Genomic DNA, 23,898 nt, shown 5'->3' on the forward strand with positions numbered 1-23,898 from the left:
GTTGCAAGAGGATCATAACCTTGGAGCTATCGAGATGGGCACGCTATTCGCAATTACGACAGTGGTACTGGCTCATTGCTTTTATTACGCTTACCGCGGCCTTTTTAAACATCAACATAACAAAACCCAGCCTGAAATGGACCGGCAGATTGTAAATGTCAGACCAATTAAAAATGAACTTTTCACAGCTTATGTTGTTTCTTTTTTCCTACCGATTTTAAATACAAGTTTCACCTCCGTGGCGGATACATTAACTTTTTTAATTATTATGGTTCTGCTTTTTGTACTTTCACTTCAAGTAAACATGTACTATTTCAATCCGCTTATGCTCGTGTTATTTAAATACCAAGCGTTTGAGGTTAAAGTTCATGATCATCATAAACTACACCCTGGTGATCCGCAGGAAGCGATTATTTTATCAAAACGTGATTTAGATTTTTTTTCAGACCGGCCTTATTTAAAGCTTGTAAAAATTAAAGACGGCGTTTATTATCATAAACACACGTATGAAAAAGAAGAAGCCACCGCAGACAGCTGAGTTAAGCTGCGCGGTGGCTTCTTTAGTAATACGGAGAAATCATTAAATAAACGAGCACACCTGTAATGCTGACGTACAACCAAATCGGCATCGTCCAACGTGCAATCTTTCGGTGACGTTCAACTTGATTTGTAATGCCCCAGAAGAACGAAAACAATGCTAATGGAACGATAATGATTGCTAAAATAATATGCGTAATTAAAATAAAGTAATACGTATATGCAAGCAGCCCTGTACCGCCGTACGCTGTTTCATCAGCTAAGAAGTGATATGTGACGTACGTTACTAAAAAGAGCGCAGTGGTGGTAAATGCTGCATAAATAAACCGTTTATGAACTTTAACATTTTTACGCAAAATCGCAAACAACGCTGCAAATAAAAACACCGTCGTAAAGCTGTTAAAAATTGCATTCATCATTGGTAGCACCGTTAAATCAAAACCTATATCATCCCCTGCATATCCATCCATTAAAAACAGCAAAACAACGAGCCCATTAATTAAAACCGTTAGTGTAACAACAATAGGTGTAAAGCTTTTTGGCTTTTGTTCGTTCTCGTTTGTCGGTGTATCTGCTGAAGCCAAATGGAACCCTCCTTTATGTATCAGTATCCAAATTCATTATACATGAACTTGTATATGTTACGTCACACTTCATATTACAATCTTTTGACGGATAAAAACCGGTGGCGCCAAAGCACCACCGGTTTTTCTTAATATCCATTAAAACTTTGTTTCTCCTAACAATAATGCCAAAGCAATTATTGTCGGTGTTGATAAAAATACCCCGGAAACCATCATCATATTCGGCCATGCATGGTTTTTATCCTTCAAATGCATGAAATAAAACAATTGAAGGAAGAACTGAATGACCGCCAGGCCTACAATAAACGGCACTGTGAAAACGGCTGGAATAATTTCGCTTCCAGTTGCAATAAACGCAAGCAGCGTCAAAGAGATCATAAATGCAAAGGCTGTAATTTGAATCCGCTTCTCTCTTTCAAGCTGAATGCGTTCATCTTTTGACATTGCGCTTTTTTCAAAAGGCTGAGAAAGGTTTTCACCCATAAGCTTAACCTCCTACTCCCATAAGATAAACGACAGTGAAAATGAATACCCAAATCACGTCAATGAAGTGCCAATACAAGCTCGCCACATAAAACTTAGGTGCATTTGTCAATGTAATCCCGGCACTACGATAACGAATTAATAATGTGGTGATCCACCCCAGGCCAAATAGTACGTGAGCCCCGTGCAAGCCAACCAACGTATAGAACGAAGAAGCAAATGCACTTGTAGTATACCCTAAACCATAGTGGTAGTACTCGTAGAATTCATAAATCTCTAAACCGAGGAAAGAAGCCCCTAGCAGTACTGTAACCCACATCCAGACCATAAGTCCCTTAAAGTTGTTCTTTTTCATGGCAAACATGGCAAGCACGCTCGTCAAAGAACTTGTCAAAAGAATCATGGTCATAATGAACACAAGCGGCAGTGAGAAAATATCGCTTGATGTGGGACCATCAGCGGTACCGCTCATTAGACCTAAATATGTCCCGAAAAATGTGGCAAACATAATTGTTTCGCCGCCAAGAAATACCCAGAATCCTAAAAATTTGTTTTTACCGTCCAGTGTCGCCCTCTCCGGATGAGAGGGCAGACCCTTTGTCATATCAACGGAATCGGCCATGATCAGCTAGCCTCCTTCTCGATCTTTTTGATACGTTCGAGTGGAATGTTGTAACCATGATCTTCTTTAATGGAACGTAAGCCCATCGAGCCAAAGGTCAGCACTGCACCGAGAATAACAACGAGCAGCGGTGGAACAATTGGATTTTCCATGTTCATCATAATAAAACCGAAACCGCCAATAAAGAGACCAAGACCAATCATAAATGGCAGAATTGAACCGTTTGGCATGTGAATATCATCTAACGGTTCCGCTGGTTTCATCGTGCCATCTCCATGTACTTTCTCATAAAACCATGGATCAAGTGAACGAACTTGTGGTGTTTGAGCAAAATTATACTCAGGTACAGGCGTGTTTGTAGCCCACTCTAGTGTACGTGCATCCCAAGGGTCACGCTCAGTAATGCGTTCACTCTTATATGCAGAGTAAACCACGTTAAAGACTAACAGAACAACTGCAAACGCCATAATGAATGTTCCAATTGTAGAGATCATATTCATTGTTGCCATACCTTGACCTTCAAGATACGTATAGATACGGCGCTGCATCCCGATCAAACCAAGGATGTGCTGAACGAAGAACGTTAAATGGAAACCGATATAAAACAGCCAAAACATCCATTTTCCAAGGGCCTCGTTCAACTTGTGACCAAACATTTTCGGGTACCAGTAGAATAATGCTGCAAAAAGACCTAAAACAATACCACCGATAATGATGTAGTGAAAGTGTGCAACAACGAAGTACGTATCGTGATACAAGTGGTCTACAGGAGCCATCGCAAGCATAACCCCGGTAACACCACCAAGTACGAATGTTGGTACAAACGAAGATGCGCACAGCATCGCAGTATTGAAAGTCAGTTTTCCGCCCCACATTGTAAAGAGCCAGTTAAAGATTTTAATACCTGTAGGTACTGCAATCGCCATTGTAGCAATGGCAAAAATGGAGTTTGCTACCGGCCCGATACCCACTGTAAACATGTGGTGTACCCAAACCATGAAACCTAGGAACGCAATAACGAGCGTTGCAAAAACCATCGCAGAGTAACCAAACAAGCGTTTTCTTGAGAAAGCCGGAATAACCTCAGAAATTATTCCAAAAGCTGGTAATACTAAAATGTATACTTCCGGGTGACCAAAGATCCAGAAGATGTGCTGCCATAATACAACATTACCATCCATACCTGGAATAAAGAACTGACCACCAAAGATACGGTCAAGCATTAGTAGTGCAAGACCAGCCGCTAGCGGCGTAAATGCAAATACAATCAAGATTGAAACAACTAGCGTGGTCCAAACGAATAATGGCAAACGCATCATCGTCATGCCCGGCGCACGCATGTTAATAATCGTAACAATAAAGTTGATTCCTGATACAAGTGTACCAATACCACTTACCTGCAAACCGAGCACGTAAAAGTCAATTCCTAGACCCCCGTGTTCTCGACTTGCGAGTGGCACATAAGATGTCCAGCCGGCATCCGGACCGCCGCCGAAGAACCAGCTTACACTTAATAAGAGACCACCAAAGAAGAAAATCCAAAAACCTAATGCGTTAACGAATGGAAATGCAACGTCACGTGCCCCAATTTGAAGCGGTACGGCAAAGTTCATAAACGCAAATATTAATGGCGTCGCCGCCAGAAAGAGCATAATGGTTCCGTGCATGGTAATTAATTCGTTAAATGTCTGTCCGGTGATAAATTCCATTTCCGGACGCATCAACTGGATACGCATAAAAAGCGCCATGACACCGGCTTTAACGAAAAACAACGTTCCGGCAATTAAATACATAATGGCAATCTTTTTATGGTCAACAGTCGTTAACCAATCCCATAAGACGCTTTTATCTGCCGTGTTGGCATAATTATCAGCCAATGGTCTTTACCCCCTATCTTACTTATTCATCTTCAAGAATTGTTAAGCTCTGCAAGTACTCAATAAGCGCGTCCATATCCTCATCGTTAATGCTTTCTTCTGGATATGCCGGCATATCGTTGTCCTGCTTAATCGATTCAGGATCGCGGATCCACTCTTCAAGGTTCTCATCAGTTGCCTCAAGAATACCCGCAAATGCTTCACGATCACCAAAGTTTGTCAACGTCGGGCCTGCTGCGGACCCAGAACCGCCGATTGCGTGACAACCGATGCAGCCTTGCTCTTCAAACACTTCGTGACCGCGCTCAGCTTCACCTGTGTCCTGAATTTCTTCAGGGTCTTCAGACATTTCTTCAACCCAGGCATCATACTCATCACGTTCTAGCGCGATAAGCTGAAACTCCATTAATGCGTGGGAAGGACCGCACAGCTCGGCACATTTACCTTGATAGACACCAGGCTCATCAGCTTCAAGCCATAAGTAGTTCGTAATTCCCGGAATCGTATCTACCTTACCACCGAGTGCAGGTACCCAGAACGAGTGCATAACATCTGAAGCATGCAGTTCAAACTCAACCTTTTCGCCTGCAGGTATGTAAACCTCCTGACCGGCTGTGAATCCTTCTTCATAGTCAAACTGCCACCAGTACTGGTGTCCTGTAACTTCAATTGTTACACCATCTTCTGCTACTTCATCTTCATCGAGTTCTTCTTCACCCGAGCTTCCACTTCCGCTCGTAAATTCTGAACCTTCTGGATCCGGATCGGTATCAGCAAGGATGAATGTTCCTGTCACTGTTGGAACAGCAAGAATTGCAAGCAAGAAGATTGGAATAATTGTCCAAGTCAACTCAAGGGTTTTACTTCCTTCCACCTGCTCCGGAATTTCATCATCTCCCGGTTTCCGGCGGAATTTCGCTACAATGATGAAGAATAAAACAAAAACAACGATAATGACGAACGCCATTACGTACAAGCTAAGCAGCATGTTGTCATACAACCACTGCGCCTGTGGACCCTGCGGGTCTAAAGCGGTAATCCCCTCTTCCCCACAACCGGCCAGCACAAAAAGTACTGAAGCCGCTGTAAGGTATTGGAGTAAGCGTTTCCACTGACTCATGGACTCCCTACCTCACTTTCTTAAAAAATTAATTTCTTTTTCTGATCACCGGTGAAAATTTATATGTGAATGATGATCATTAACACAAACAAAATGGTTAAATAATTGAGCGAGTACACAAACATAAGGCGTGCCCACTTCACATCATCTTTCATCTTAAATCCGGCAAGTCCTAACACGAGCCAACCTGCGCCAAGCAGTGCAGTCACGGTTGTGTAAAATGCACCGAACTCAAACAATAAAAGTGAAACTGGAAGTAGCGCCGCAACATATACAATGATCTGCCGCTTCGTCATCTCAAACCCGGCAACGACAGGTAGCATTGGAATTCCCGCAGCTCGGTACTCTTCACACCGCTTCATTGCTAGTGCCAAAAAGTGTGGCGGCTGCCAAACAAACATAATTGCAAACAATATCCATGCATACTGATGGAGAGCCGGATCTACAGCTGCCCACCCTACAAGCGGTGGTACGGCTCCTGAAATACTGCCGACAATTGTGTTTAACGAGTGGGTTCGTTTTGTCCACATCGAATAAAGTACGACATATACAAAAAAACCGACAAGCGCTATAAACGCTGCGACAAGTTCTACTGATACGAGCAACCCTAGACCGACAGCTGCTTGAAGTACACCTACCGCAAGTACGTTTTTCGGCTGGACATGCCCTGTAGCTGTCGGACGTTCTCGTGTCCGCTCCATTTTACCATCAATATCACGATCAATGTAATTGTTAATCGTACAACCACCAGCCATTACAAGACCAATACCGAGCATTGTCAAAATAAGAAGGTGAATGTTCTGGGTAAACTGAAAGCCCGCTGTATAACTTGCTGCAAGGAAATAACCTGCAAAGGCGGTCAACAGATTGGAGTTAACGATCCCCATCTTAGCCAGCGTCCAGTAATGACGCCATGCACTGCCCTCTTCCTTCATAGAGAGGCGCTCCGCTTCCGGGCCCATTACCGCAGATTTCATCACAGCATCCGTCTTATCCATTTTGTTCACCTCCTTTGATCAATAACAAACTTTATAATTCGTTTGTATACCTTATTTCTTACATAAAGATCCTCAAGAACCTTCCACACTTCGACATAAGGCATCATAGCATATTTTTAGCGTTTTGTTCAGTATGGCTTTTGACAATTATTTCACATTTGTTGACAAAGGCTCATTATTGGCCCCACTAATATGCACTATGACTATTATAGCTTAATTTCTAGTTTGTTTCATTACCTTAGCTACATTCACACTTTCTTCACATTTGTGCACAATTTATTGACGTTACACTGCATGAAATTGACTTTTGCATCAATCCTTCATAAGATGTAGGTGCTTTACATTATGATTTGACAAATTCGCATGAATTAAAGGGTGAACGAATGTGTACAAAGGGTTAAAAACGTTCGGTATATTGACATCTTTAGGCATGATCCTCGTTTTACTACAAGGGTCACTTGTAACAAAAACCGGTTCTGAGGATGGTTGCGGGTCAACTTGGCCGCTTTGTTTTGGCGAAGCTGTGCCCGAGTCCCCCGCCATTGAAACCATTATTGAATACAGTCACCGCCTTGTATCTGGTCTAGTTGGCTTAATGGTCATTGTTTTAGCCTTTTGGGCTTGGAAACGTCTTTCGCACCGACGTGAAACAAAATTTTGGAGTATTATGGCAGTCCTCTTTGTGATTTTTCAAGGGTTAATGGGAGCAGCCGCTGTTGTATGGGGGCATTCGAACTTAGTACTAGCACTTCACTTTGGGATCTCGGCGATTTCATTAGCTACAGTAATCATGTTAACGATTCTTCCTTTTGAACGAGAAGGGCAACCACCAGCACCGCGGGTGAGCCGGACTTTCCGGTATTACTTCTTCTTTGTCTTAACTTATTGTTACGCCGTCATTTATACAGGGGCTTATGTTAAACATACCGGTTCGACATTTGCCTGTGACGGCTTGATTTTTTGTGATAATGGCTTGTTTTCAGCAGGCAGCATGCAGCAATGGGTTCATATGATGCACCGTTTTTCTGCTTACTTCCTTGTTTTATTATTGATTGTGCTCTTGATCTGGTCATTTAAGCAGGCTAGCGGTCGCAAATTACTAGCGGCATTAAGCGGCATCAGTGTTGCGCTTGTTCTGAGTCAAGCTGCAGCTGGTTTTGCCATTTTATTTTCTGACAGCTATTTAACATCCGGTCTTTTTCACGCTTTAATCGTTTCTTTATTATTCAGCGTACTTTGCTATATCGGAATGATTATTACAAGAAAAACGAGCTAGACATCATATAGGCGTATAAATTAACTTTTCGAGGCCGCTTGTTCTGCAGGCGGCCTCGAATTTTCATGCATATTTTTAACCGTTAAATGATCCTTTACCTTAAAAAAAGTCATAAAGAAACGGTATGGTTTTTGGTACTGCTTGCTGCAGTGAAGCTATGATTTCAGCACTACCTTGTAAAGTACCTGCTGCATGGAGCTCTTCAGCAGTAACGTAACTGAACAAAATGGGAATTAACGCTTTTACATCAAGTTCGATCGCGTCATCATTTGCAGCCTCTACAACTTCTACATAGGTTTGTTCTTTAAAGTGCAAACGGTAGATACCGTTATTCCAGGAAGCAAAATCATCTTTTAATATAAGATCTAAATTTTCTTGCTTACAACTACCCCACGGAACCGCCTTTAAAAGCTTTTCGGCATTAACCACCCGAGCCATAAAATAAGGCTTTGTTTCTTCAGTAACTTTCGGGTCTTTTAAGAAAAAGCGAAAAGATTCATTTGGAGGCACCGTCCATTCACTCTCTTCCACCATAGAATCGTGCTGCCCGAGGAAACCGCTAAGCGCCTGTTTAGCCTGCGGTGTTGTGTAAACGAGCTCTTTCACTTTCAGCTCTTGTTCCTTCACTTCAAAAATAACGTAACCTTCAGGGCTGCCCGTTTCGTTTTCATATACAGCCCTTTGACCTTTTTTCGACTTTTGTACCCGCTGGTCCCACCAAACTTCGTCCCGTACGAGCGTTCCAGAATAACCTGCAGCAAATGCTTGATACACATGGTTTAAATCTTCCCAGTCTTCTTGCTTGAGCCGACGGATACGTCCATGTTCAGGCTGCTCAGGCTTTGGAAGTTGCAACTGATTAAATTGCCATTTTGTACGCTCACAAAATAATTCCCATCCGAAATTCCGATAAAATGAGATGTTAAACGGATATAACAAAGACAGGGCTGCGCCCCGTTCATACATGTCTTTTAAGCTTTCATCCAACAATTGGCGGATGTGACCTTGACGACGGTGCTCCGGCCAACTGCTGACACTTGAAACGCCGCATGCTTTCAATGGACTGCCGTGGAAGTAAACATCCATCGGCAGCAATGCAAGCTTTGACATTAAAGCATTTTCTTCGTCAAAAATCCCCCAGTGATCGTTTGGCACAAACCGTTTTTTCGCCTGTTCACGCTCCTCTTCACTTAATTCATTTTGAAACGCAAACTGTCCAAGTGATAAACTTTGTTCAAAATCATCCATTGTTAACCGACGTATGTTCACGATTGATCCCCTGCCTCTTTAAAGTGTATTAAAGCTTCTTCACGGCGCGACTTATGATCAAGCATCGGTACAGGATAGGTAGATACAGGTCGGGAATTCATGTTTTTCTCATCATGAACATTATGACCTTCCACCCTTCTAAGTTCAGGAACAAACTTTTTAACGTAATGACCTGCCTCGTCAAAACGCTCGCCTTGACGGTAAGGATTAAATATTCTGAAGTAAGGAACAGGATCCACCCCAATAGAAGCAGCCCACTGCCATCCTCCTGCATTTGAAGAAACATCATAATCAATTAAATATTTTCGGAAATGGTCTTCACCTTCTCTCCAATCAGCAAGCATATGCTTTGTAAAAAAAGAAGCAGTAAGCATTCGAAGACGGTTTGGCATCCATCCTTCGGTTTTCAACTGCCGCATCGCTGCATCGATTAACGGCACGCCTGTTCTTCCTTCTTTCCAAGCTTCGATTTCTTCAGTCACACCTTGCCACCTCATACCTTGATATTTGGGGTTTAACGCTTCGTTTCGCATCTGACCTTTTGCATAATGAACCATATGAAAAAAATCCCGCCACGCCAGTTCAGCCTGCAAAGCTTCGCGGCTTTCTTCATTCGTATTCTCTGTATGATTAACTTCGTGAAAGATCATTCGCACAGAAAGCCTTCCTGTTTTAATTAACGGGGAGAGCTGGGTCGTTCCAATTTCATCTAAGTAGTCGCGCTGTTCAGCATAGCCCGGCAAACGCTCACGAATGACATAGTTTAAATACTGCTTTGCGCCATGCTCGCTGTAAACATGCCAAGATGGCACAGGGCGGTTTTGTAAATAGCTGTTTAACCTTTTACTGCCTTTTTCATGGAGCTCTCTCAAATATCTGCTTTGATAATGACATTGACGCGCACCAGCTTTCGTTGTATGTACAGGTGTTGGTTTTGGATGTGCTTTCCATTGTTTGTAATAAGGTGTGAACTTTTCGTAGTACCCACCGTCCTTTTTCAAAATTTCTCCTGGGTCCAGCAACTTCCCTTCAGAGAACATACGAAGATTCACGCCGTTTTCACGACACACTTGTGCTGCGCGGTCGTCTCGTTCTTTTCCATAACCTACATCATCGGCAGCTGCGTATAATGTAGTTATCTCGTCTTCATTTGTAAGTAACCCTCTTATAACTTCTACAGCATCACCGTAAATAATGTAGAGTGCAATACCAGCGGCTTCAGCTTCTTTTTGAAATGCTTCAAGTGTATGAAAAAAATAATCATGGTGCAGGCACGGCTCATGAAGAAAAACTGGATCAAGTTGAAAAAACAAAAAACCTTCATCTTGATTCTTATCCATATCCGATAACATTGCATCAAGCGCTGGTTGATCATCAAAACGAAATTCACGACGTATCCATAATGCTCTTATACCCATACCTTATCCTCCTGACTGTACTACCTTTCGATGATTCAAAAACGCATGAACATATAAGAAAAGCGGCTTCAACTCACTTAGAAGGAAGTGAACTGTAAGCACCCCGGATTTTTCCCGGTTGCGTTTCAGTCGTTAATCCCCCGCAAGCAAGCTTTTAAGCCGCTTTTCTCATAGTGCGGAAAGATGTAGTGATCCTCCGCCTCTATAATTACCCGTTTTTACTCAAATTCAATTAATAAATCACCAGATTCGATCGGTTCACCATCTTTGGCATAAACTTCTTTAATTGTGCCTGCAAATGGTGCTTGTACAGTCGTTTCCATTTTCATCGCTTCTGTAATCATTAAATGGTCGCCTTTCTCCACTTGTACACCGGCTGAAGTAATTGTTTGTACAACAGTTCCAGGCATAGATGCACCAATATGCTTTTCATTGCTTTCATCCGCCTTTGGTCGTACGCTACTGTCAACCACTGCATTTTGATCTTTAATCATAACCTCACGCGGCTGACCATTCAGTTCAAAATAAACGATACGGTTTCCGTTTTCCTGCGGCTTTGAGATCGATACAAGCTTCACAATCAATGTTTTGCCCTGCTCAATTTCAACTTCAATTTCTTCGCCAAGGCGTAAGCCGTAAAAGAACGTTGGTGTATCAAGCACAGACACGTCACCAAACTGTTGTTGAAACTTTTGGTAATCCATATAAACCTTTGGATAAAGCGCGTAAGAAATCACATCATGCGCGGTCACTTGACGACCGAGCTTATGATAAAGATCTTCATTTAATTGATCAAAATCGACGGCCTCCATGTACTCACTCGGCCGGTCTTCTAAAGCTTCACGACCTTTTAAAATGATGCGCTGCAAATCTTTTGGGAAACCTTCGTGCGGCTGCCCTAAATAACCTTGGAATAATTCAACAACAGAGTCTGGAAAGTCAAGTTGCTCACCCCGGTTGTACACATCTTCTTCTGTTAGATCGTTTTGCACCATATAAAGTGCCATATCCCCAACAACTTTTGAAGAAGGCGTCACCTTGACAATATCACCAAACATATCATTCACACGGCGGTACATCCGCTTCACTTCACCCCAACGATCCCCAAGGCCTACAGCTTTAGCCTGTTGCTGCAAGTTGCTGTACTGTCCCCCAGGCATTTCGTGCTCATAAACTTCAGGGTGTGGTGCATTCATGCCGCTCTCGAAACCTTGATAATAATCGCGCACACCTTCCCAATACTCACCGAGCTCTTTTAAAGCTTCTACATTAATATCAGGCTGGCGCTCGTGGGTTGAAAGCGCATAGTAGAGACTGTTGGCGCTCGGCTGTGAAGTCATGCCAGCCATAGAGCTGACAGCTACATCTACAACATCAACACCTGCTTCCACTGCCTTCGCATACGAAAAAATCCCGTTACCACTTGTATCGTGCATGTGAAGGTGGATTGGCAAATCAACAGTTTCTTTCAACTCGCCAATAAGTTCATAAGCTGCCTGCGGTTTTAACAGACCGGCCATATCTTTAATTCCGAGAAAGTGAGCCCCTTCCTGCTCCAAAGCCCGGGCCATTTCTTTATAGTAGTTCAAATCATATTTTGTACGATTCGGGTCAAGAATATCCCCGGTATAACAGATCGCTGCTTCCGCCACTTTACCTGTATTCCGCACTTGGTGAATCGCATGCTTCATTCCTTCTAACCAGTTGAGCGAGTCAAAGATTCTAAATACATCAATGCCGGCATTCGCTGACTTTTCCACGAACTCCTCAATCAAGTTGTCAGGGTAATTTTTATAACCTACCGCATTAGAAGCACGTAGAAGCATTTGTAAAAGTGTATTAGGCATCTTTTTGCGAAGCGAAATCAAGCGCTCCCACGGGTCTTCATGCAGAAAGCGCATAGCAACATCAAATGTTGCACCGCCCCACATCTCCGAGGAGAAAATGTTCGGTACAAGACGCGCTGTCGGCTCTGCGATTGTTTTCAAGTCATGACTGCGCATCCGCGTTGCAAGGAGAGACTGGTGAGCATCACGAAACGTCGTATCTGTTAAAAGAACTTCTTTCTGTGATTTTGTCCATTCTGCTAATCCTTCCGGGCCGCGTTGCTCAAGAATTTGCTTGGTTCCTTCAGGGATCGGTTCGCTATATTTCACTTTTGGTACCGGCGGCACTTCAAATATCGGCTTTCTTTCTTGTTCAAGGCCTGGATATCCATTAACGATTGTTTCACCAATAAAGCTGAGCATTTTCGTCCCGCGGTCTTTACGCTTAGGGAAAACGAACAATTCCGGTGTGTGATCAATAAATGATGTATTATAATCTCCGGATAAAAAATTAGGATGCTGGACAACGTTTTCTAAGAATGCAATGTTGGTTTTTAAGCCACGGATTCTAAATTCCCGCAGGTTTCTCAACATTTTCGCAGCAGCACCTTCGAAAGTTAAAGACCAGGTGGACACTTTGACAAGCAGGGAATCATAATGCGGGGAAATGACCGCTCCTTGAAATCCATTTCCTGCATCCAGCCGTACACCGAAGCCGCCACCTGAGCGGTAAGCCATGATTTTTCCTGTGTCCGGCATAAAATCATTCGCCGGGTCTTCTGTTGTCACCCGGGATTGAATGGCATACCCGTGCGTCCGGATTTCTTCTTGTTTTGGAATCGATAGTTCTGGACCGTGTAAGTTTTTGCCATCTGCAATCATTAGCTGGGTCTGTACAATATCAACACCTGTTACCATTTCGGTGATGGTATGTTCAACCTGAACCCGTGGATTCACCTCAATAAAGAAGAATTCTCCGCTTTTATCAACGAGAAACTCTACAGTTCCTGCGTTAATATATTCAATATTCTCTGCGAGCTGCACAGCTGCTTGATTAATCTTTTCACGTACATCTTCATCAAGGGATAAGCTTGGTGCTACTTCAACAACCTTTTGATGGCGCCGCTGAACAGAGCAATCACGCTCGTACAAGTGCACAAGATTCCCGAATTTATCACCGAGCACCTGCACTTCAATATGCTTTGGATTTTCAACAAACTTCTCAACGTAGACCTCGTCGCTTCCAAAGGCAGAACGAGCTTCAGAACGCGCGCGGTCATATGCCTCTGCAAGGTCTTCAGAGCTGCGTACAATTCGCATACCACGACCGCCGCCACCAAGTGACGCTTTAATCATTAACGGAAATCCGTGCTGATCTGCAAACGTTTTAACTTCATCGAGGCCGCTCACCGGTCCATCTGTACCTGGAATGACAGGAAGGCCGGCCTTTACCGCCTGCTCACGTGCTTGAATTTTGTCGCCAAACATTTCTAAATGTGTACTATTTGGCCCAATGAAAATTAAACCTTCTTCTTCACAACGGCGGGCAAAATGTATGTTTTCTGATAAAAAACCATAGCCTGGATGAATTGCATCCACCCCGACACTTTTGGCAACTTCTATAATGTTTTCAATGTCTAAATACGCATCGATCGGGCTTTTATCTTCTCCAATCAAGTATGCTTCGTCCGCTTTATAACGGTGGTAGGCTCCAGTATCTTCTTTAGAATATACAGCTACCGTCCGTAAATGAAGTTCCGTACATGCACGAAATACGCGGATTGCAATTTCTCCACGGTTTGCTACAAGCACTTTCTGAATGTTGTCTAACCCGTTCATCAAATTCCTCCCTGCGTATGGTCTCTCTAATTGCCACTAAACGCACACATTTTCTATATGTTATGTATGCGTTTGTGATGACTGACAATTCAGAATAAAATCATTATAACACTTTTACGTAAAAGTGCAAAAGCTATGGTCTTACCAGTTAAGTTGTTTTACATTTAATTAAACTTTTTTACGCTTATGAAGAGAAAAGGGCCGAGCAGATTCACACAATTGAATCCCTCGGCCCTTTATTTGCTTACACTTGCTTCGTGCAGCTCGGCAAGCTTTCGTTCCAGCTCAGCCATAATATTTTTACCGGTTGTTTCATCGATCAGATTCATCCGGATCGCAAAGTCAATTTCACGGGACAGCCCGAACATCTGGGTATCGAGCACTTCTTCGTACAACGGGCATTGCGGCATTGTTAAGTTTTCCATTTGAACTTCGATAAGCTGGCGGATTTTTTCTGCATCAGCTTTCAACTCATCGTAGGCTTGATCCCGATGAACGAGGGCGGCATCAATACTCACGAGGACCCCTCCTCTTCCTATATCTCTCCTTTATCATCATAGCGCTTTAAAGCAAAAATTGCAACCATTGAAACACAGCTAATCCAAACTGTTGACAAAGTACAAAATGTAAAATTCGTTTTAACTGCTGATTTTTTCAAGACGGTGCAGAGACGTTATGATATGATGAGCATGCACAAGCTTTATACAGGAGGCATTTGCAAATGGATTTTATTCTTCGGATTCAGGGAAATGTGAATTACCCGATTACGATTGACCCGACCGTCTGGATTTTTGATGATCGTAAAGTTGATTTAACAACTTTTTTTGATGAAGCAAATGAACTAAGTGCTGACAAACGGGAAGAAAAAGCATTTTTAGAAGAATGGGAACGTGCCCGTAATGAAGGTGCGCGTGTACCTGAGCGTACACAAACGAATGAAGTGCGCACTAAAAAAGAAGCTTTACTGCAGGGAACATTCGGTATGGCACTAAAACCTTTTCTTGAAAACGCTGAGCCGACCGTTGAAAGCGGCAGTTTTATTATTGAGACACTAGACGGCGAAATAACAGTTCCACTTCCGGAGGCTTATGAGTTAATTTTAGGCTTTTCACAAGACGGAAAACCTTTGCGTGACAGCGGGCCCGTTCACGTTTATTATCGCGATGGTTCAAACCGCCACGAACCGATCACCCATGTTCAAGGCTTTCGCATCGAATAACAAGTTTGCCATGCGAATCTCCACCCAGGCTGTATCTCTATTACAACCCAGGTGGAGATTTGTTTCACCCGGAAAAAAACGCCGGATGTGCCTTCAAGCATTTATAAAAGATCAGCTGCAATTTGGGCCAGTTCAGAGCGTTCACCTTTTTCAAGCGTTATATGGCCACTTATCGCTTCATCTTTAAATACATCCACAACAAATGATAATCCATTTGTCCGCTCATCTAAATACGGATGATCAATCTGAGTTGGGTCCCCCATTAAAATGATCTTACTTTTTTCACCTGTCCTCGTGAGGATTGTTTTAACTTCATGTCTTGTTAAGTTTTGAGCCTCATCAATAATGATAAATTGTTCCGGAAGACTTCTGCCACGCATATAAGTTAATGCTTCAACCTGGATGCTGCCCATGCCACTTAAAATTTGTTCAAGCTCTTCAGGACGATTCGTATTAAATAAAAATTCAAGATTGTCGTACAACGGCTGCATCCACGGCCGCAGCTTGTCATCTTTTTCACCTGGCAAATAGCCTAAATCTTTCCCTACAGGAACCATTGGTCTTGCAACAAATAACTTTTGAAAAACCCCATGATCCTCCACTTGACTTAAGCCTGCAGCTAAAGAAAGGAGCGTCTTACCTGTCCCTGCTTTCCCAACGATTGTAACAAGCTTAACCTTATCATCAAGTAATAAATCAAGTGCCATCTGCTGCTGAACATTACGTGAACGAATTCCCCAGAGAACGTCTTTTTGATAGCGGAGTGGGACGAACTGACGCGAAACAGCATCGTAAACGGCAACTGCTGATGCGGATGAACCCTGCACATCTTTGCAAACGACGTATTCATTTGGGTGAATTTCTGCTGCTTCTATCGTCTCAACTGGCATTTTGTTTGTTTGATAAAACTGAGCGATAACCGCCGGGTCCGTATAAATAACACGGTACCCTTTATACATTTCTTCGTTTGGCAAAACTCGGTCATGCATATAATCCTCAACATTTAAGCCGAGAACATCACCTTTAATGCGCACTAACGCATCTTTAGAAACAAGAATTACACTTTGGTCGTTTTCCTGCTTCAAGTTTAATGCGACAGCCAAAAGCCGGTTATCATTCGTCATTTCCGGAAACTTTTCATGAACGAGAGCCACTGATCGGTGATTTAACTCGATCCGAAGGGTTCCGCCTGTATCTAGTGCAACACCGTTATGAAGCGTACCTTTTTTTCGAAGTTGATCTAAAAAACGTGAAACCATCCGGGCATTGCGGCCAAGCTCATCCATGTTCTTCTTTTTCGTATCAATTTCTTCTAACACCACAGCCGGCAGCACAACAGCATGTTCATGAAACGAGAACATCGCCGAGGGGTCATGCAGTAAAACATTTGTATCGAGCACATAAGTTTTTATCATCCAGCGCCTCCCATCTAAACGAAAACAACATGCATCCTCTTGCTATTGTTATATGCGAACGAGCCGTAAAACTTGCATGCATCAGCAATATGAAAAAAACCAGAGCTCGTTTCAGCTCTGGTCATTAACGGTTTGCAGCGCGGTCATCACTTGCCGATCAAGTTTGGCTGCAGCTTCTTCATCATACGTTTTTTCATACGCTACACTTTTGGTTACTCTTGCTCCATAAAACATAATGTCTTTCACTTCATTTACTGTAAGCTCGATTAAAGCAAGCTTTAACGGCGGCCCTTCAATGACATCAACTTTCACTTCTGCTTGACCGAACACAGCATAGGAGCTTCCGCTGCCGATAATATTTAAGGTGGCTTCAGGTTTTTGTTTAATATTTTCAACACTGCGCGAGCGGCGATCTACAGCGAACCGAATGGTTTTTTCATCAGGGGCATAAACCCAGGAGATGGAGTTCATATCCGGTGAACCCGTTTCATGATGCACTGTTGCCAGTGTTACAAATTGTTCGTTTTTCAGCATCTTTAACAAGTCATCTTTCAACTTTGTGTCTACACGATTTACCAAGTAAAACCCTCCCGACCTTCAACTTCAGCTGCTCATATACAGCTTCACTTGTATTATACCTTGCTTGCAGCTTTACTAAAACCATTCTTTACAGACATTAATGAAGTGTTATACTACATAAGAAACAATATTTAAGCAAATAAGGTAGTGAATATTGTGAAAGTAAAGTGCAGCCTTTGTGATAAAGTTGAAACATTGGACAATCAAGACCCTACAGCAAAAAAACTGCGCAACCGCCCGATTCACACTTATATGTGCTCAGATTGTCATGAAAGAATTAAACTTCGAACTGAAGAACGGCATGCGACAGGAAACTTTTCGCTGTATCGAGGACGTGCGGAAAACGATGATTGGTAGTTAAAGAAAAAGAAGGCTTTGAACTTTTGTTCAAAGCCTTCTTTTTTATGATTCATAAGCACTTTCCTGTACTTGCTCTTTTTTATGAGATTTTAAACGTAAACGGTAAATCCCTAAAACAAGCGCAGAAGCAATTAAAGCCTCAACAATCGGCATGCCGATCGCAAATAATGTTAACGGGAAAGTTCCAAACAAAAGCGCAGCATACACAATGACATTTTTGAGCAGTGGCAGCTTCCTTGCAAAACCTAAATTAAATACAACAATTGACATAACAGTAACAGCAAGGTATAAAAGCCAAAACCCAAGCACCATGTTCTCATGAATCCCTACAAGGCCGGCGACCCAGGATAAATCGCCTTGAGTTACTTCTTGTTCCATACGTTCACCCTCTTAAAACGATATGCAGTTAAGACTTTTTCTTACGTTTTTCTTCACGTTCACGCATCGATGTTGTTAAAATTTTCTTCCGAAGGCGGACGTTTTCAGGTGTGATTTCACAATACTCATCGTCATTAATATACTCTAATGCCTCTTCTAATGTCAAAAGACGCGGCTGCTTCATCGATTGGGTTTGTTCCTTGTTTGCCGAACGGATATTTGTGACATGCTTTTCTTTCGTAATGTTTACAGACAGATCATTTTCACGAGTATGCTCACCGACAACCATACCTTCATATACTTCAGTATTTGGTTCAACAAACATCGTACCGCGATCTTCAAGCTGCATCATGCTGTACCAAGTCGCTTTGCCGGTTTCCATAGATACAAGTACACCTTGACGCCGACCGCCGACTTGCTCTTTGATGACCGGCTGAAAGCTGTCAAAAGCATGGTTCATAATTCCAAAACCTTTTGTCTGCGCCATAAACTCAGTCGTATACCCAATCAAGCCGCGGGATGGTACGAGAAACTCTATCCGGACTTCACCGTTACCGTGGTTAACCATATCAACCATTTCACCCTTACGTGCACCAAGGCTTTCCATTACACCACCTGTATAGTCTTCAGGAACATCAACTTGCGCACGCTCCATTGGCTCTGAAAGCACACCGTCAACTTCTTTAATAATTACTTCTGGTTTTGAGACTTGTAGTTCATAACCTTCACGGCGCATATTTTCAATTAAAATTGATAAGTGAAGCTCCCCACGACCGGAGACGGTCCAAGCATCTGGTGAATCAGTCTGTTCCACTCGTAAACTAACATCTGTTTCGAGTTGTGTGAGCAAGCGCTCTTCGATTTTCCGACTCGTTACATGCGCACCTTCGCGGCCGGCAAATGGGCTGTTGTTAACGAGGAAGGTCATCTGCAAGGTCGGCTCGTCAATACGGATCGCCGGCAAAGGTTCAGGGTTGTCTTCAGGACAAACGGTCTCACCGACGTTCACATCCTCCAAACCTGCAAGCGCAATAACGTCACCGGCAGCAGCTTGGGAAATCTCCTGCTTCTGTAAGCCAAGGTAACCATACATTTTGGAAATACGGCATTTTTTCACGCCGCCATCGCGCTTAACGAGAGCAACCCGCTGCCCATTCTCAATAATGCCGCGGGAAACACGACCGACAGCAATTCTTCCAAGATAATCGTCATACTCAAGCATGGTCACCTGACATTGGAGCGACTCGTCACTTGTATCAAGCGGTGCCGGGACATGGTCCATAATTTTATCAAACACAAGGGTCATATCATGGTCTTGATTTTCATGAGATGTACTTGCCGTTCCTTTAATTGCTGACGTATAAAGCACTGGAAAATCCAACTGTTCTTCATTCGCACCAAGTTCAATAAACAGATCTAGAACTTCATCTACGACTTCTTTCGGGCGCGTCATGTCACGGTCAATTTTGTTAACAACAACAACCGGCGTTAAGTTTTGTTCCAACGCTTTCTTTAAAACAAAGCGGGTTTGTGGCATGCAGCCTTCATACGCATCAACAACGAGCAGTACACCATCGACCATTTTTAATATTCGTTCAACTTCACCACCGAAATCGGCGTGGCCCGGTGTGTCGAGGATATTGATTTTCGCATCGTTATAATGAACCGCGGTATTTTTTGCAAGAATGGTAATGCCGCGTTCTTTTTCTAAATCATTTTTATCCATGGCCCGTTCGTCCATTTGTTCATTTTGACGAAATGTACCAGACTGTTTTAACAACTCGTCCACCAAAGTCGTCTTTCCGTGGTCAACGTGGGCAATAATCGCAATGTTGCGTAAATCTTCTCGAATCATTTTCTATTCATCTCCTTACTAGCTGCACTATCGGCAAGCTTTGCCATTGTAGCATACATCTGAACATGATTCATCCAGGTTCCTGTCTTTTCCCTTTTTGTTTTACAAAAAGCGCGTTACAATACATATATAGTTTAAACAGAAAAGGTGGCCGCTTATGACAAAAGAAAAGTGGATTTTTCTTTTATTTGCCGTTTTAACAGTGCTTGCAATTGGGTCTATTGGCGTTGCTGTAGCTGAACGCAGTCTATGGATCGCAATTGCCGGTATCATTGTAATGTATGCTGCAATGAAAGGAGCGCGGGGGTACCGGGCCAAGTTGGAATCTGAAGGCCGGCATCAAACTTCTTAAAAAAATGACCGGAGGTATTAGCCTCCGGTCATTTTTTATCAATTCCTGTTTCCTGCAGTTGTTTTTGCAGCCATAGGTCCAACCCTGGAACTGCAGCAGCAATCCCTTGCTCATTAAATGAAATAACTGGGCCGCCTTGAACGGTTTGATAGCTGCATCCTGTTTCTTCTAAAAGTACAAAACCAGCAGCATAATCCCAACTTGAGAGTTTCATACTTATATAACCGTCAAGCCGCCCGGCTGCAACATAAGCGAATTCTAAAGCCGCAGCTCCGTAACAGCGCGTTGAACGAACCTTCGCAGTTAAATTCCGGCAAACTTGTTGTTTATCTCCGTAAATAAGCCAGCGGCCATTCAAACCAAAAATAGCTTCTTCTGGTTTAACAGAAGACCGTTTTGGAAGCTCTTTATTATTAAGCCATGCGCCTTCTCCACGTACAGCGCTAAACCACTCCTGTTGCATAACATCATATATAATACCTATCTTACCATGACCTTCTTCATAAATACCGACGGAAATGACAAAAAAGTGATGTTGATGTACAAAATTCGTTGTACCATCGATCGGGTCAATATACCATACCGTTTCGCAGCCATTTTTCGGGGCTTTCTCGCCGCTTTCTTCTCCTACAATACCGTGCGCTGGAAAATATTCCGTTACCCGCCGGCGAAATAGCTCTTCAACCGCACGGTCCATTTCTGTAACTAAATCATCCACATTCCGCTTCGATTCAATCAACGCATTTTCCTGCAGAGGTTTCTCGAGTAAACGCGAGGCTTCCGCTACAAAATTACAAGCTTGTTCATATAAGTAAGCTGTGTCTTGTTCCATAGATCCTCCCTTAGAATTTTTAACCTACTGTATTGAGAATAGCGGAATGCAGGAATTACTGCAAACTAAAAAACAAAAAAAGCGGGATACAGCTTAAAGCTGACCCGCTTTCATCTTTAGTTTTGCAGTTGCAGCCATTCTGTGCGCAATGCCTGTAAGTTGTCTTTTGAAGTTGTGATTGCAACTGCGTCTTCTGCTTCTAACGCATCGTAAAGGGTGGCCAATTCATAATCAATTTCAAGTCGGAGCACCGGGATCCGCAACTCTGCTTCTGTTTGTTTAAACGCCTGAATGACTTGTTCCATATCCACCACACCCCTTTTTCAGGTAATCATGAGTAGCACGACGGTTTTTTAAGAAAGAATATTCTGATATTTGTGACTTTATTATACCATATGAATGAGAAATTTCAAACGGAACTTATTGCTTCACCCATAAAAATTTAGTGTTCCTATTGATTCGCGTTTGTAACGCTGTTTGCTGTACAATAGATGCGGGTAAGCCTTCAGAATAGCATCCTAAATTTCTACATTGAGGTGAGCTTATGGCAAACGAACCTGTGTTTTTGAATGAAGATTTTCGCGTATTTACAATTGATGGGCTTGATGAACGTATGGAGGCGATTCGTAATCAAATTCAGCCAAAGTTTCAAGCAATTGCTGACAACATCACACCTGCTTTAACCAATTTGACTGGCGAAGAGATGCATGCTCACATTGCTAAGCATGCCCGTCGTAAAGTTAACCCGCCAAATGATACTTGGATTGCATTTGCTGACAACAGCCGTGGTTATAAAAAACTACCCCATTTCCAAGTTGGCTTGTTTGAAGATCACCTGTTCATTTGGTTTGCCATGATTTATGAATCTCCGGCAAAGCAAGATTTTGCTAGTAAGTTGCTGCAAGATCCAGAGTATTATATGAACCTTATTCCAGAATCTTTTGTTTGGTCAGTTGACCATACAAAACCTGAAGCTGATCTGCACGGCTCTCTTGAAAAAGGTGATTTTGTTCATAAACTTGAGCGTCTTCAGACCGTAAAAAAAGCTGAGTTGCTTTGCGGTGTGCATTTAGCTTACGACGATGACCGCTTACAAGATCCCGATAAATTACTTTCTACCATTGAAGACACTTTTGAGACTGTACTTCCGCTTTATGAGACGGCCAAAGAAGCTTACGGAGAAGCAACCTCCTAATAGATTTAATGCGCTGCCGCCTTTGCAACAACATTGTGAAAGGTGCAGCGCATTTTTTATGTTACGTGGTCATCCGAATCGTTTCATCAGCCTCTTTTTCTTTCGCTGCCTGTACCGTTTTCCAGCAGGAAACGCCAGCTGCCTCATCATACGTTTGAAACAACGACTTTTCTTCACTTTTAGAAGGCACAACCCGCTTAAACTTTTTGTACGCCTCGGTCAGCTTTCCACTTTTTACACCTTCTTCATAAGCTTGAGACACCATATCAAAGAAGTGCACAGCATCCACAACTTCTTCCTGACTCCAGTCTAGTGAGATCGGCATATGAATTTCTTTCTCACTCATTTTAATCACCCTTTCTCTCTACAGTATGATCATTGTAGCAGAGAAAAAGCTCACCATGACATCAAAAGCCTCCATCCGTTATGTAAAACAGATGGAGGCTGCCCGGTCATTTTACTTTTTCGCTTGTTCTGTGTGCGCTTTTCCGCAGCAGTTAGAGCAGGTTCCGTATAGCGTTGCAGTCTTCTCACCAATCACGTGATCAATCGTTTGGTCGCACTCCCGGCATACAATCGTTTCCATTTCGCCCACTCCTTTTGAAAGCGTTTTTAAAATGTGTTGTACAATTATATTATGATGTCACAATAGAAAAGTCAACAATAAATTGTATGACACAATCAAAATAAAAAAAGCCTCCGATGAACGGAGGTTTCAGCGTGTAGACAAACTTTCAAGAAAAGCGGAGGCTGATGTCGCTTTTCGGCGGACGCTTGCACCCGGAGGGCACAAGTGCGACATCGGTTTGATCTGCGCTCACGCTTGATCGCACCGTGTCTTCTTAGCCCCCGTCACGGCCTCAACTTCCTCGGCAGAAAGTCACTGCCTGCGGGATTTTCGGCTCGCGCTGTTCCTGGTGGCGTCGCCGCCGGCGCTCGTCAGCCTTGCGTCATTTGATGGTCATGAATTGTAGAGAACCTTTTGGTCAAGCGATATTTAGATGAATCAATTTCATCATGACGCTTCATGAGCGATCAAGCGAACCATATCCAATGGAAATCCTTAATGATCCGTTAACTAACAAGTAACCGAAACAAAAGACGGCGACTCCCAGAGGATCAAGCGCAGGCTGAAGATCCACTTGTTCGATTGGCAATCAAATCGAACAAGTTAGCTGAAGCCAAGCCCTCGGGAAAGCGTCCGTCTGAGGTGAAGGTTACGTTCATGATTCGGTTTTTTCTCTTAATAGGGCAGCCAGCGGCGGTTGAAGCCGTAAGTTGTGAGTTAATGTTAAGTTTTGTACTTTGTCTACAGCCTGAAACCTCCGATAAACAGAGGTTTTTTCTATTTTAAGAAGTCCACACTGCATAGCGATTTTCAATAAAACGCTGAACTTCTTTAAGTAGCACGATTTCATCTTCTTGAATAACCGGTCGTTCTGGAACTGTATGGAACACAAACATTTGCTTCAGCAAAGCATTATCATATATCGGTAATATGGCACTAAAAGACCGCTTCCCGTAATGAACCGATAAATCTCCACGAACAGCACATAAACTTAATGGTCCTTCGCCGAACGATTCTTTAAAAGAAAAATGAGTTTTACCATAGCAAAATACTTGTTGAAATTTATTTTCTTCAACTTTATACAAGGCCTGTCCTTCAAGATACCAACAATGTTCAGAAAAAATTTGTGCAATGGAGAAATAAAAATCTTCAACGGAACGAGCAGCATCGTACGCACGGCCAATATCTAAACGAATATCATCTAGAATTACAGCGCGTTGATCCATACAATCTCCCCTTAAAACTTTAACAAGTTGATTTTTTTCAGCATAGCACAAACCTTTCACCACATGTTAT

25 protein-coding genes are annotated in these 23,898 nt (G+C 42.9%); 6 read left to right on the forward strand and 19 right to left on the reverse strand.

Annotated elements, in window-relative coordinates; all coding sequences use genetic code 11:
* The first annotated feature begins 34 nt into the window (after positions 1-34).
* Positions 35-538, forward strand: coding sequence for a hypothetical protein (locus tag B0H94_RS01875; RefSeq protein WP_106587544.1), 504 nt, complete (start codon positions 35-37; stop codon positions 536-538).
* A 22-nt stretch (positions 539-560) separates the two neighbouring features.
* On the opposite strand, the gene B0H94_RS01880 is transcribed toward B0H94_RS01875, so the two are convergent.
* The 6 genes from B0H94_RS01880 to cyoE form a co-directional block, all read right to left on the reverse strand.
* Positions 561-1,121 (reverse strand): DUF420 domain-containing protein, encoded by a 561-nt coding sequence (locus B0H94_RS01880; RefSeq protein ID WP_245893873.1) that lies wholly within the window; start codon positions 1,119-1,121, stop codon positions 561-563.
* 138 nt (positions 1,122-1,259) lie between these two features.
* Positions 1,260-1,604: a cytochrome C oxidase subunit IV family protein gene (locus tag B0H94_RS01885; protein WP_106587545.1), complete on the reverse strand. Its 345-nt coding sequence runs from the start codon at positions 1,602-1,604 to the stop codon at positions 1,260-1,262.
* A gap of 4 nt (positions 1,605-1,608) precedes the next feature.
* Positions 1,609-2,226, reverse strand: coding sequence for a cytochrome (ubi)quinol oxidase subunit III (locus B0H94_RS01890; RefSeq protein WP_106587546.1), 618 nt, complete (start codon positions 2,224-2,226; stop codon positions 1,609-1,611).
* A 2-nt stretch (positions 2,227-2,228) separates the two neighbouring features.
* The gene (ctaD, locus tag B0H94_RS01895; RefSeq protein ID WP_106587547.1) at positions 2,229-4,103 is read right to left on the reverse strand and encodes a cytochrome c oxidase subunit I; all 1,875 of its coding nucleotides are present in this window, start codon (positions 4,101-4,103) and stop codon (positions 2,229-2,231) included.
* 22 nt (positions 4,104-4,125) lie between these two features.
* Positions 4,126-5,223 (reverse strand): cytochrome c oxidase subunit II, encoded by a 1,098-nt coding sequence (coxB, locus tag B0H94_RS01900; protein ID WP_106587548.1) that lies wholly within the window; start codon positions 5,221-5,223, stop codon positions 4,126-4,128.
* 59 nt (positions 5,224-5,282) lie between these two features.
* Positions 5,283-6,221, reverse strand: a complete 939-nt coding sequence (gene cyoE, locus B0H94_RS01905; protein ID WP_106587549.1) for a heme o synthase — start codon at positions 6,219-6,221, stop codon at positions 5,283-5,285.
* A gap of 385 nt (positions 6,222-6,606) precedes the next feature.
* Between cyoE and B0H94_RS01910 the strand changes: the two genes are divergently transcribed.
* Entirely contained in the window at positions 6,607-7,497 is an 891-nt protein-coding gene (locus tag B0H94_RS01910; protein ID WP_106587550.1) for a COX15/CtaA family protein, read from the forward strand.
* 99 nt (positions 7,498-7,596) lie between these two features.
* Here B0H94_RS01910 and B0H94_RS01915 read toward each other — a convergent pair whose 3' ends face one another.
* The 4 genes from B0H94_RS01915 to B0H94_RS01930 all read right to left on the reverse strand — a co-directional run bounded on the left by B0H94_RS01915 (position 7,597) and on the right by B0H94_RS01930 (position 14,367).
* Positions 7,597-8,766, reverse strand: coding sequence for a GNAT family N-acetyltransferase (locus B0H94_RS01915; RefSeq protein ID WP_146139897.1), 1,170 nt, complete (start codon positions 8,764-8,766; stop codon positions 7,597-7,599).
* On the reverse strand, positions 8,763-10,184 hold the full coding sequence (locus B0H94_RS01920) for a cryptochrome/photolyase family protein (RefSeq protein ID WP_106587552.1): 1,422 nt from the start codon (positions 10,182-10,184) through the stop codon (positions 8,763-8,765). The genes B0H94_RS01915 and B0H94_RS01920 overlap by 4 nt, the downstream gene beginning before the upstream one ends.
* A 218-nt stretch (positions 10,185-10,402) precedes the next feature.
* Complete coding sequence (gene pyc, locus B0H94_RS01925) at positions 10,403-13,849, reverse strand: pyruvate carboxylase (RefSeq protein ID WP_106587553.1); 3,447 nt, start codon at positions 13,847-13,849, stop codon at positions 10,403-10,405.
* 236 nt (positions 13,850-14,085) lie between these two features.
* Positions 14,086-14,367 (reverse strand): Fpa/YlaN family protein, encoded by a 282-nt coding sequence (locus B0H94_RS01930; protein WP_106587554.1) that lies wholly within the window; start codon positions 14,365-14,367, stop codon positions 14,086-14,088.
* 203 nt (positions 14,368-14,570) lie between these two features.
* On the opposite strand from B0H94_RS01930, the gene B0H94_RS01935 reads away from it, so the two are divergent.
* Complete coding sequence (locus B0H94_RS01935; protein WP_106587555.1) at positions 14,571-15,068, forward strand: hypothetical protein; 498 nt, start codon at positions 14,571-14,573, stop codon at positions 15,066-15,068.
* A gap of 101 nt (positions 15,069-15,169) precedes the next feature.
* On the opposite strand, the gene B0H94_RS01940 is transcribed toward B0H94_RS01935, so the two are convergent.
* Positions 15,170-16,483 carry a PhoH family protein gene (locus B0H94_RS01940; RefSeq protein ID WP_106587556.1) on the reverse strand — a complete coding sequence of 438 codons (1,314 nt, stop codon included), beginning with the start codon at positions 16,481-16,483 and terminating at the stop codon, positions 15,170-15,172.
* 111 nt (positions 16,484-16,594) lie between these two features.
* Positions 16,595-17,062 carry a pyridoxamine 5'-phosphate oxidase family protein gene (locus B0H94_RS01945; protein WP_106587557.1) on the reverse strand — a complete coding sequence of 156 codons (468 nt, stop codon included), beginning with the start codon at positions 17,060-17,062 and terminating at the stop codon, positions 16,595-16,597.
* 156 nt (positions 17,063-17,218) lie between these two features.
* Between B0H94_RS01945 and B0H94_RS01950 the strand changes: the two genes are divergently transcribed.
* Complete coding sequence (locus B0H94_RS01950; protein ID WP_106587558.1) at positions 17,219-17,419, forward strand: YlaI family protein; 201 nt, start codon at positions 17,219-17,221, stop codon at positions 17,417-17,419.
* Between the two features lie 45 nt (positions 17,420-17,464).
* Here the strand turns inward: B0H94_RS01950 and B0H94_RS01955 are convergent, their stop codons facing one another.
* The gene (locus B0H94_RS01955) at positions 17,465-17,800 is read right to left on the reverse strand and encodes a YlaH-like family protein (protein WP_106587559.1); all 336 of its coding nucleotides are present in this window, start codon (positions 17,798-17,800) and stop codon (positions 17,465-17,467) included.
* A 28-nt stretch (positions 17,801-17,828) separates the two neighbouring features.
* A complete protein-coding gene (gene typA, locus B0H94_RS01960; RefSeq protein ID WP_106587560.1) occupies positions 17,829-19,655 on the reverse strand; it encodes a translational GTPase TypA in 1,827 nt (608 codons plus the stop codon).
* Positions 19,656-19,812: 157 nt separating this feature from the next.
* On the opposite strand from typA, the gene B0H94_RS01965 reads away from it, so the two are divergent.
* Positions 19,813-20,007: a DUF5325 family protein gene (locus B0H94_RS01965; protein WP_106587561.1), complete on the forward strand. Its 195-nt coding sequence runs from the start codon at positions 19,813-19,815 to the stop codon at positions 20,005-20,007.
* Positions 20,008-20,035: 28 nt separating this feature from the next.
* Here B0H94_RS01965 and B0H94_RS01970 read toward each other — a convergent pair whose 3' ends face one another.
* Both B0H94_RS01970 and B0H94_RS01975 read right to left on the reverse strand, forming a co-directional pair.
* On the reverse strand, positions 20,036-20,839 hold the full coding sequence (locus B0H94_RS01970) for an inositol monophosphatase family protein (protein WP_106587562.1): 804 nt from the start codon (positions 20,837-20,839) through the stop codon (positions 20,036-20,038).
* 116 nt (positions 20,840-20,955) lie between these two features.
* A complete protein-coding gene (locus tag B0H94_RS01975) occupies positions 20,956-21,144 on the reverse strand; it encodes a hypothetical protein (RefSeq protein WP_106587563.1) in 189 nt (62 codons plus the stop codon).
* Between the two features lie 239 nt (positions 21,145-21,383).
* Here B0H94_RS01975 and B0H94_RS01980 point away from each other — a divergent pair, with 239 nt between their 5' ends.
* Entirely contained in the window at positions 21,384-22,034 is a 651-nt protein-coding gene (locus B0H94_RS01980) for a YktB family protein (protein WP_106587564.1), read from the forward strand.
* 61 nt (positions 22,035-22,095) lie between these two features.
* On the opposite strand, the gene B0H94_RS01985 is transcribed toward B0H94_RS01980, so the two are convergent.
* The 3 genes from B0H94_RS01985 to B0H94_RS01995 all read right to left on the reverse strand — a co-directional run bounded on the left by B0H94_RS01985 (position 22,096) and on the right by B0H94_RS01995 (position 23,828).
* A complete protein-coding gene (locus B0H94_RS01985) occupies positions 22,096-22,380 on the reverse strand; it encodes a UPF0223 family protein (protein WP_106587565.1) in 285 nt (94 codons plus the stop codon).
* A gap of 111 nt (positions 22,381-22,491) precedes the next feature.
* On the reverse strand, positions 22,492-22,620 hold the full coding sequence (locus B0H94_RS01990) for a GapA-binding peptide SR1P (protein WP_106587566.1): 129 nt from the start codon (positions 22,618-22,620) through the stop codon (positions 22,492-22,494).
* Positions 22,621-23,384: 764 nt separating this feature from the next.
* Positions 23,385-23,828, reverse strand: a complete 444-nt coding sequence (locus B0H94_RS01995; RefSeq protein ID WP_106587567.1) for a hypothetical protein — start codon at positions 23,826-23,828, stop codon at positions 23,385-23,387.
* Positions 23,829-23,898 lie beyond the last annotated feature (70 nt).

The sequence above is a fragment of the Salsuginibacillus halophilus genome (assembly GCF_003014715.1).
GTDB lineage: Bacteria > Bacillota > Bacilli > Bacillales > Marinococcaceae > Salsuginibacillus > Salsuginibacillus halophilus.

Bases quoted from the DNA above. Each gene is read 5' to 3' on its own strand.
- B0H94_RS01890 (WP_106587546.1), bottom strand. From the start codon at position 2,226: ATGGCCGATTCCGTTGATATGACAAAGGGTCTGCCCTCTCATCCGGAG.
- B0H94_RS01935 (WP_106587555.1), top strand. From the start codon at position 14,571: ATGGATTTTATTCTTCGGATTCAGGGAAATGTGAATTACCCGATTACG.
- B0H94_RS01940 (WP_106587556.1), bottom strand. From the start codon at position 16,483: ATGATAAAAACTTATGTGCTCGATACAAATGTTTTACTGCATGACCCC.
- B0H94_RS01965 (WP_106587561.1), top strand. From the start codon at position 19,813: ATGACAAAAGAAAAGTGGATTTTTCTTTTATTTGCCGTTTTAACAGTG.
- B0H94_RS01920 (WP_106587552.1), bottom strand. From the start codon at position 10,184: ATGGGTATAAGAGCATTATGGATACGTCGTGAATTTCGTTTTGATGAT.
- coxB (WP_106587548.1), bottom strand. From the start codon at position 5,223: ATGAGTCAGTGGAAACGCTTACTCCAATACCTTACAGCGGCTTCAGTA.
- cyoE (WP_106587549.1), bottom strand. From the start codon at position 6,221: ATGGATAAGACGGATGCTGTGATGAAATCTGCGGTAATGGGCCCGGAA.
- B0H94_RS01980 (WP_106587564.1), top strand. From the start codon at position 21,384: ATGGCAAACGAACCTGTGTTTTTGAATGAAGATTTTCGCGTATTTACA.
- typA (WP_106587560.1), bottom strand. From the start codon at position 19,655: ATGATTCGAGAAGATTTACGCAACATTGCGATTATTGCCCACGTTGAC.
- B0H94_RS01970 (WP_106587562.1), bottom strand. From the start codon at position 20,839: ATGGAACAAGACACAGCTTACTTATATGAACAAGCTTGTAATTTTGTA.
- B0H94_RS01985 (WP_106587565.1), bottom strand. From the start codon at position 22,380: ATGAGTGAGAAAGAAATTCATATGCCGATCTCACTAGACTGGAGTCAG.
- B0H94_RS01885 (WP_106587545.1), bottom strand. From the start codon at position 1,604: ATGGGTGAAAACCTTTCTCAGCCTTTTGAAAAAAGCGCAATGTCAAAA.
- B0H94_RS01955 (WP_106587559.1), bottom strand. From the start codon at position 17,800: ATGGAACAAGAAGTAACTCAAGGCGATTTATCCTGGGTCGCCGGCCTT.
- B0H94_RS01875 (WP_106587544.1), top strand. From the start codon at position 35: ATGGGCACGCTATTCGCAATTACGACAGTGGTACTGGCTCATTGCTTT.
- B0H94_RS01990 (WP_106587566.1), bottom strand. From the start codon at position 22,620: ATGGAAACGATTGTATGCCGGGAGTGCGACCAAACGATTGATCACGTG.
- B0H94_RS01975 (WP_106587563.1), bottom strand. From the start codon at position 21,144: ATGGAACAAGTCATTCAGGCGTTTAAACAAACAGAAGCAGAGTTGCGG.
- pyc (WP_106587553.1), bottom strand. From the start codon at position 13,849: ATGAACGGGTTAGACAACATTCAGAAAGTGCTTGTAGCAAACCGTGGA.
- B0H94_RS01995 (WP_106587567.1), bottom strand. From the start codon at position 23,828: ATGGATCAACGCGCTGTAATTCTAGATGATATTCGTTTAGATATTGGC.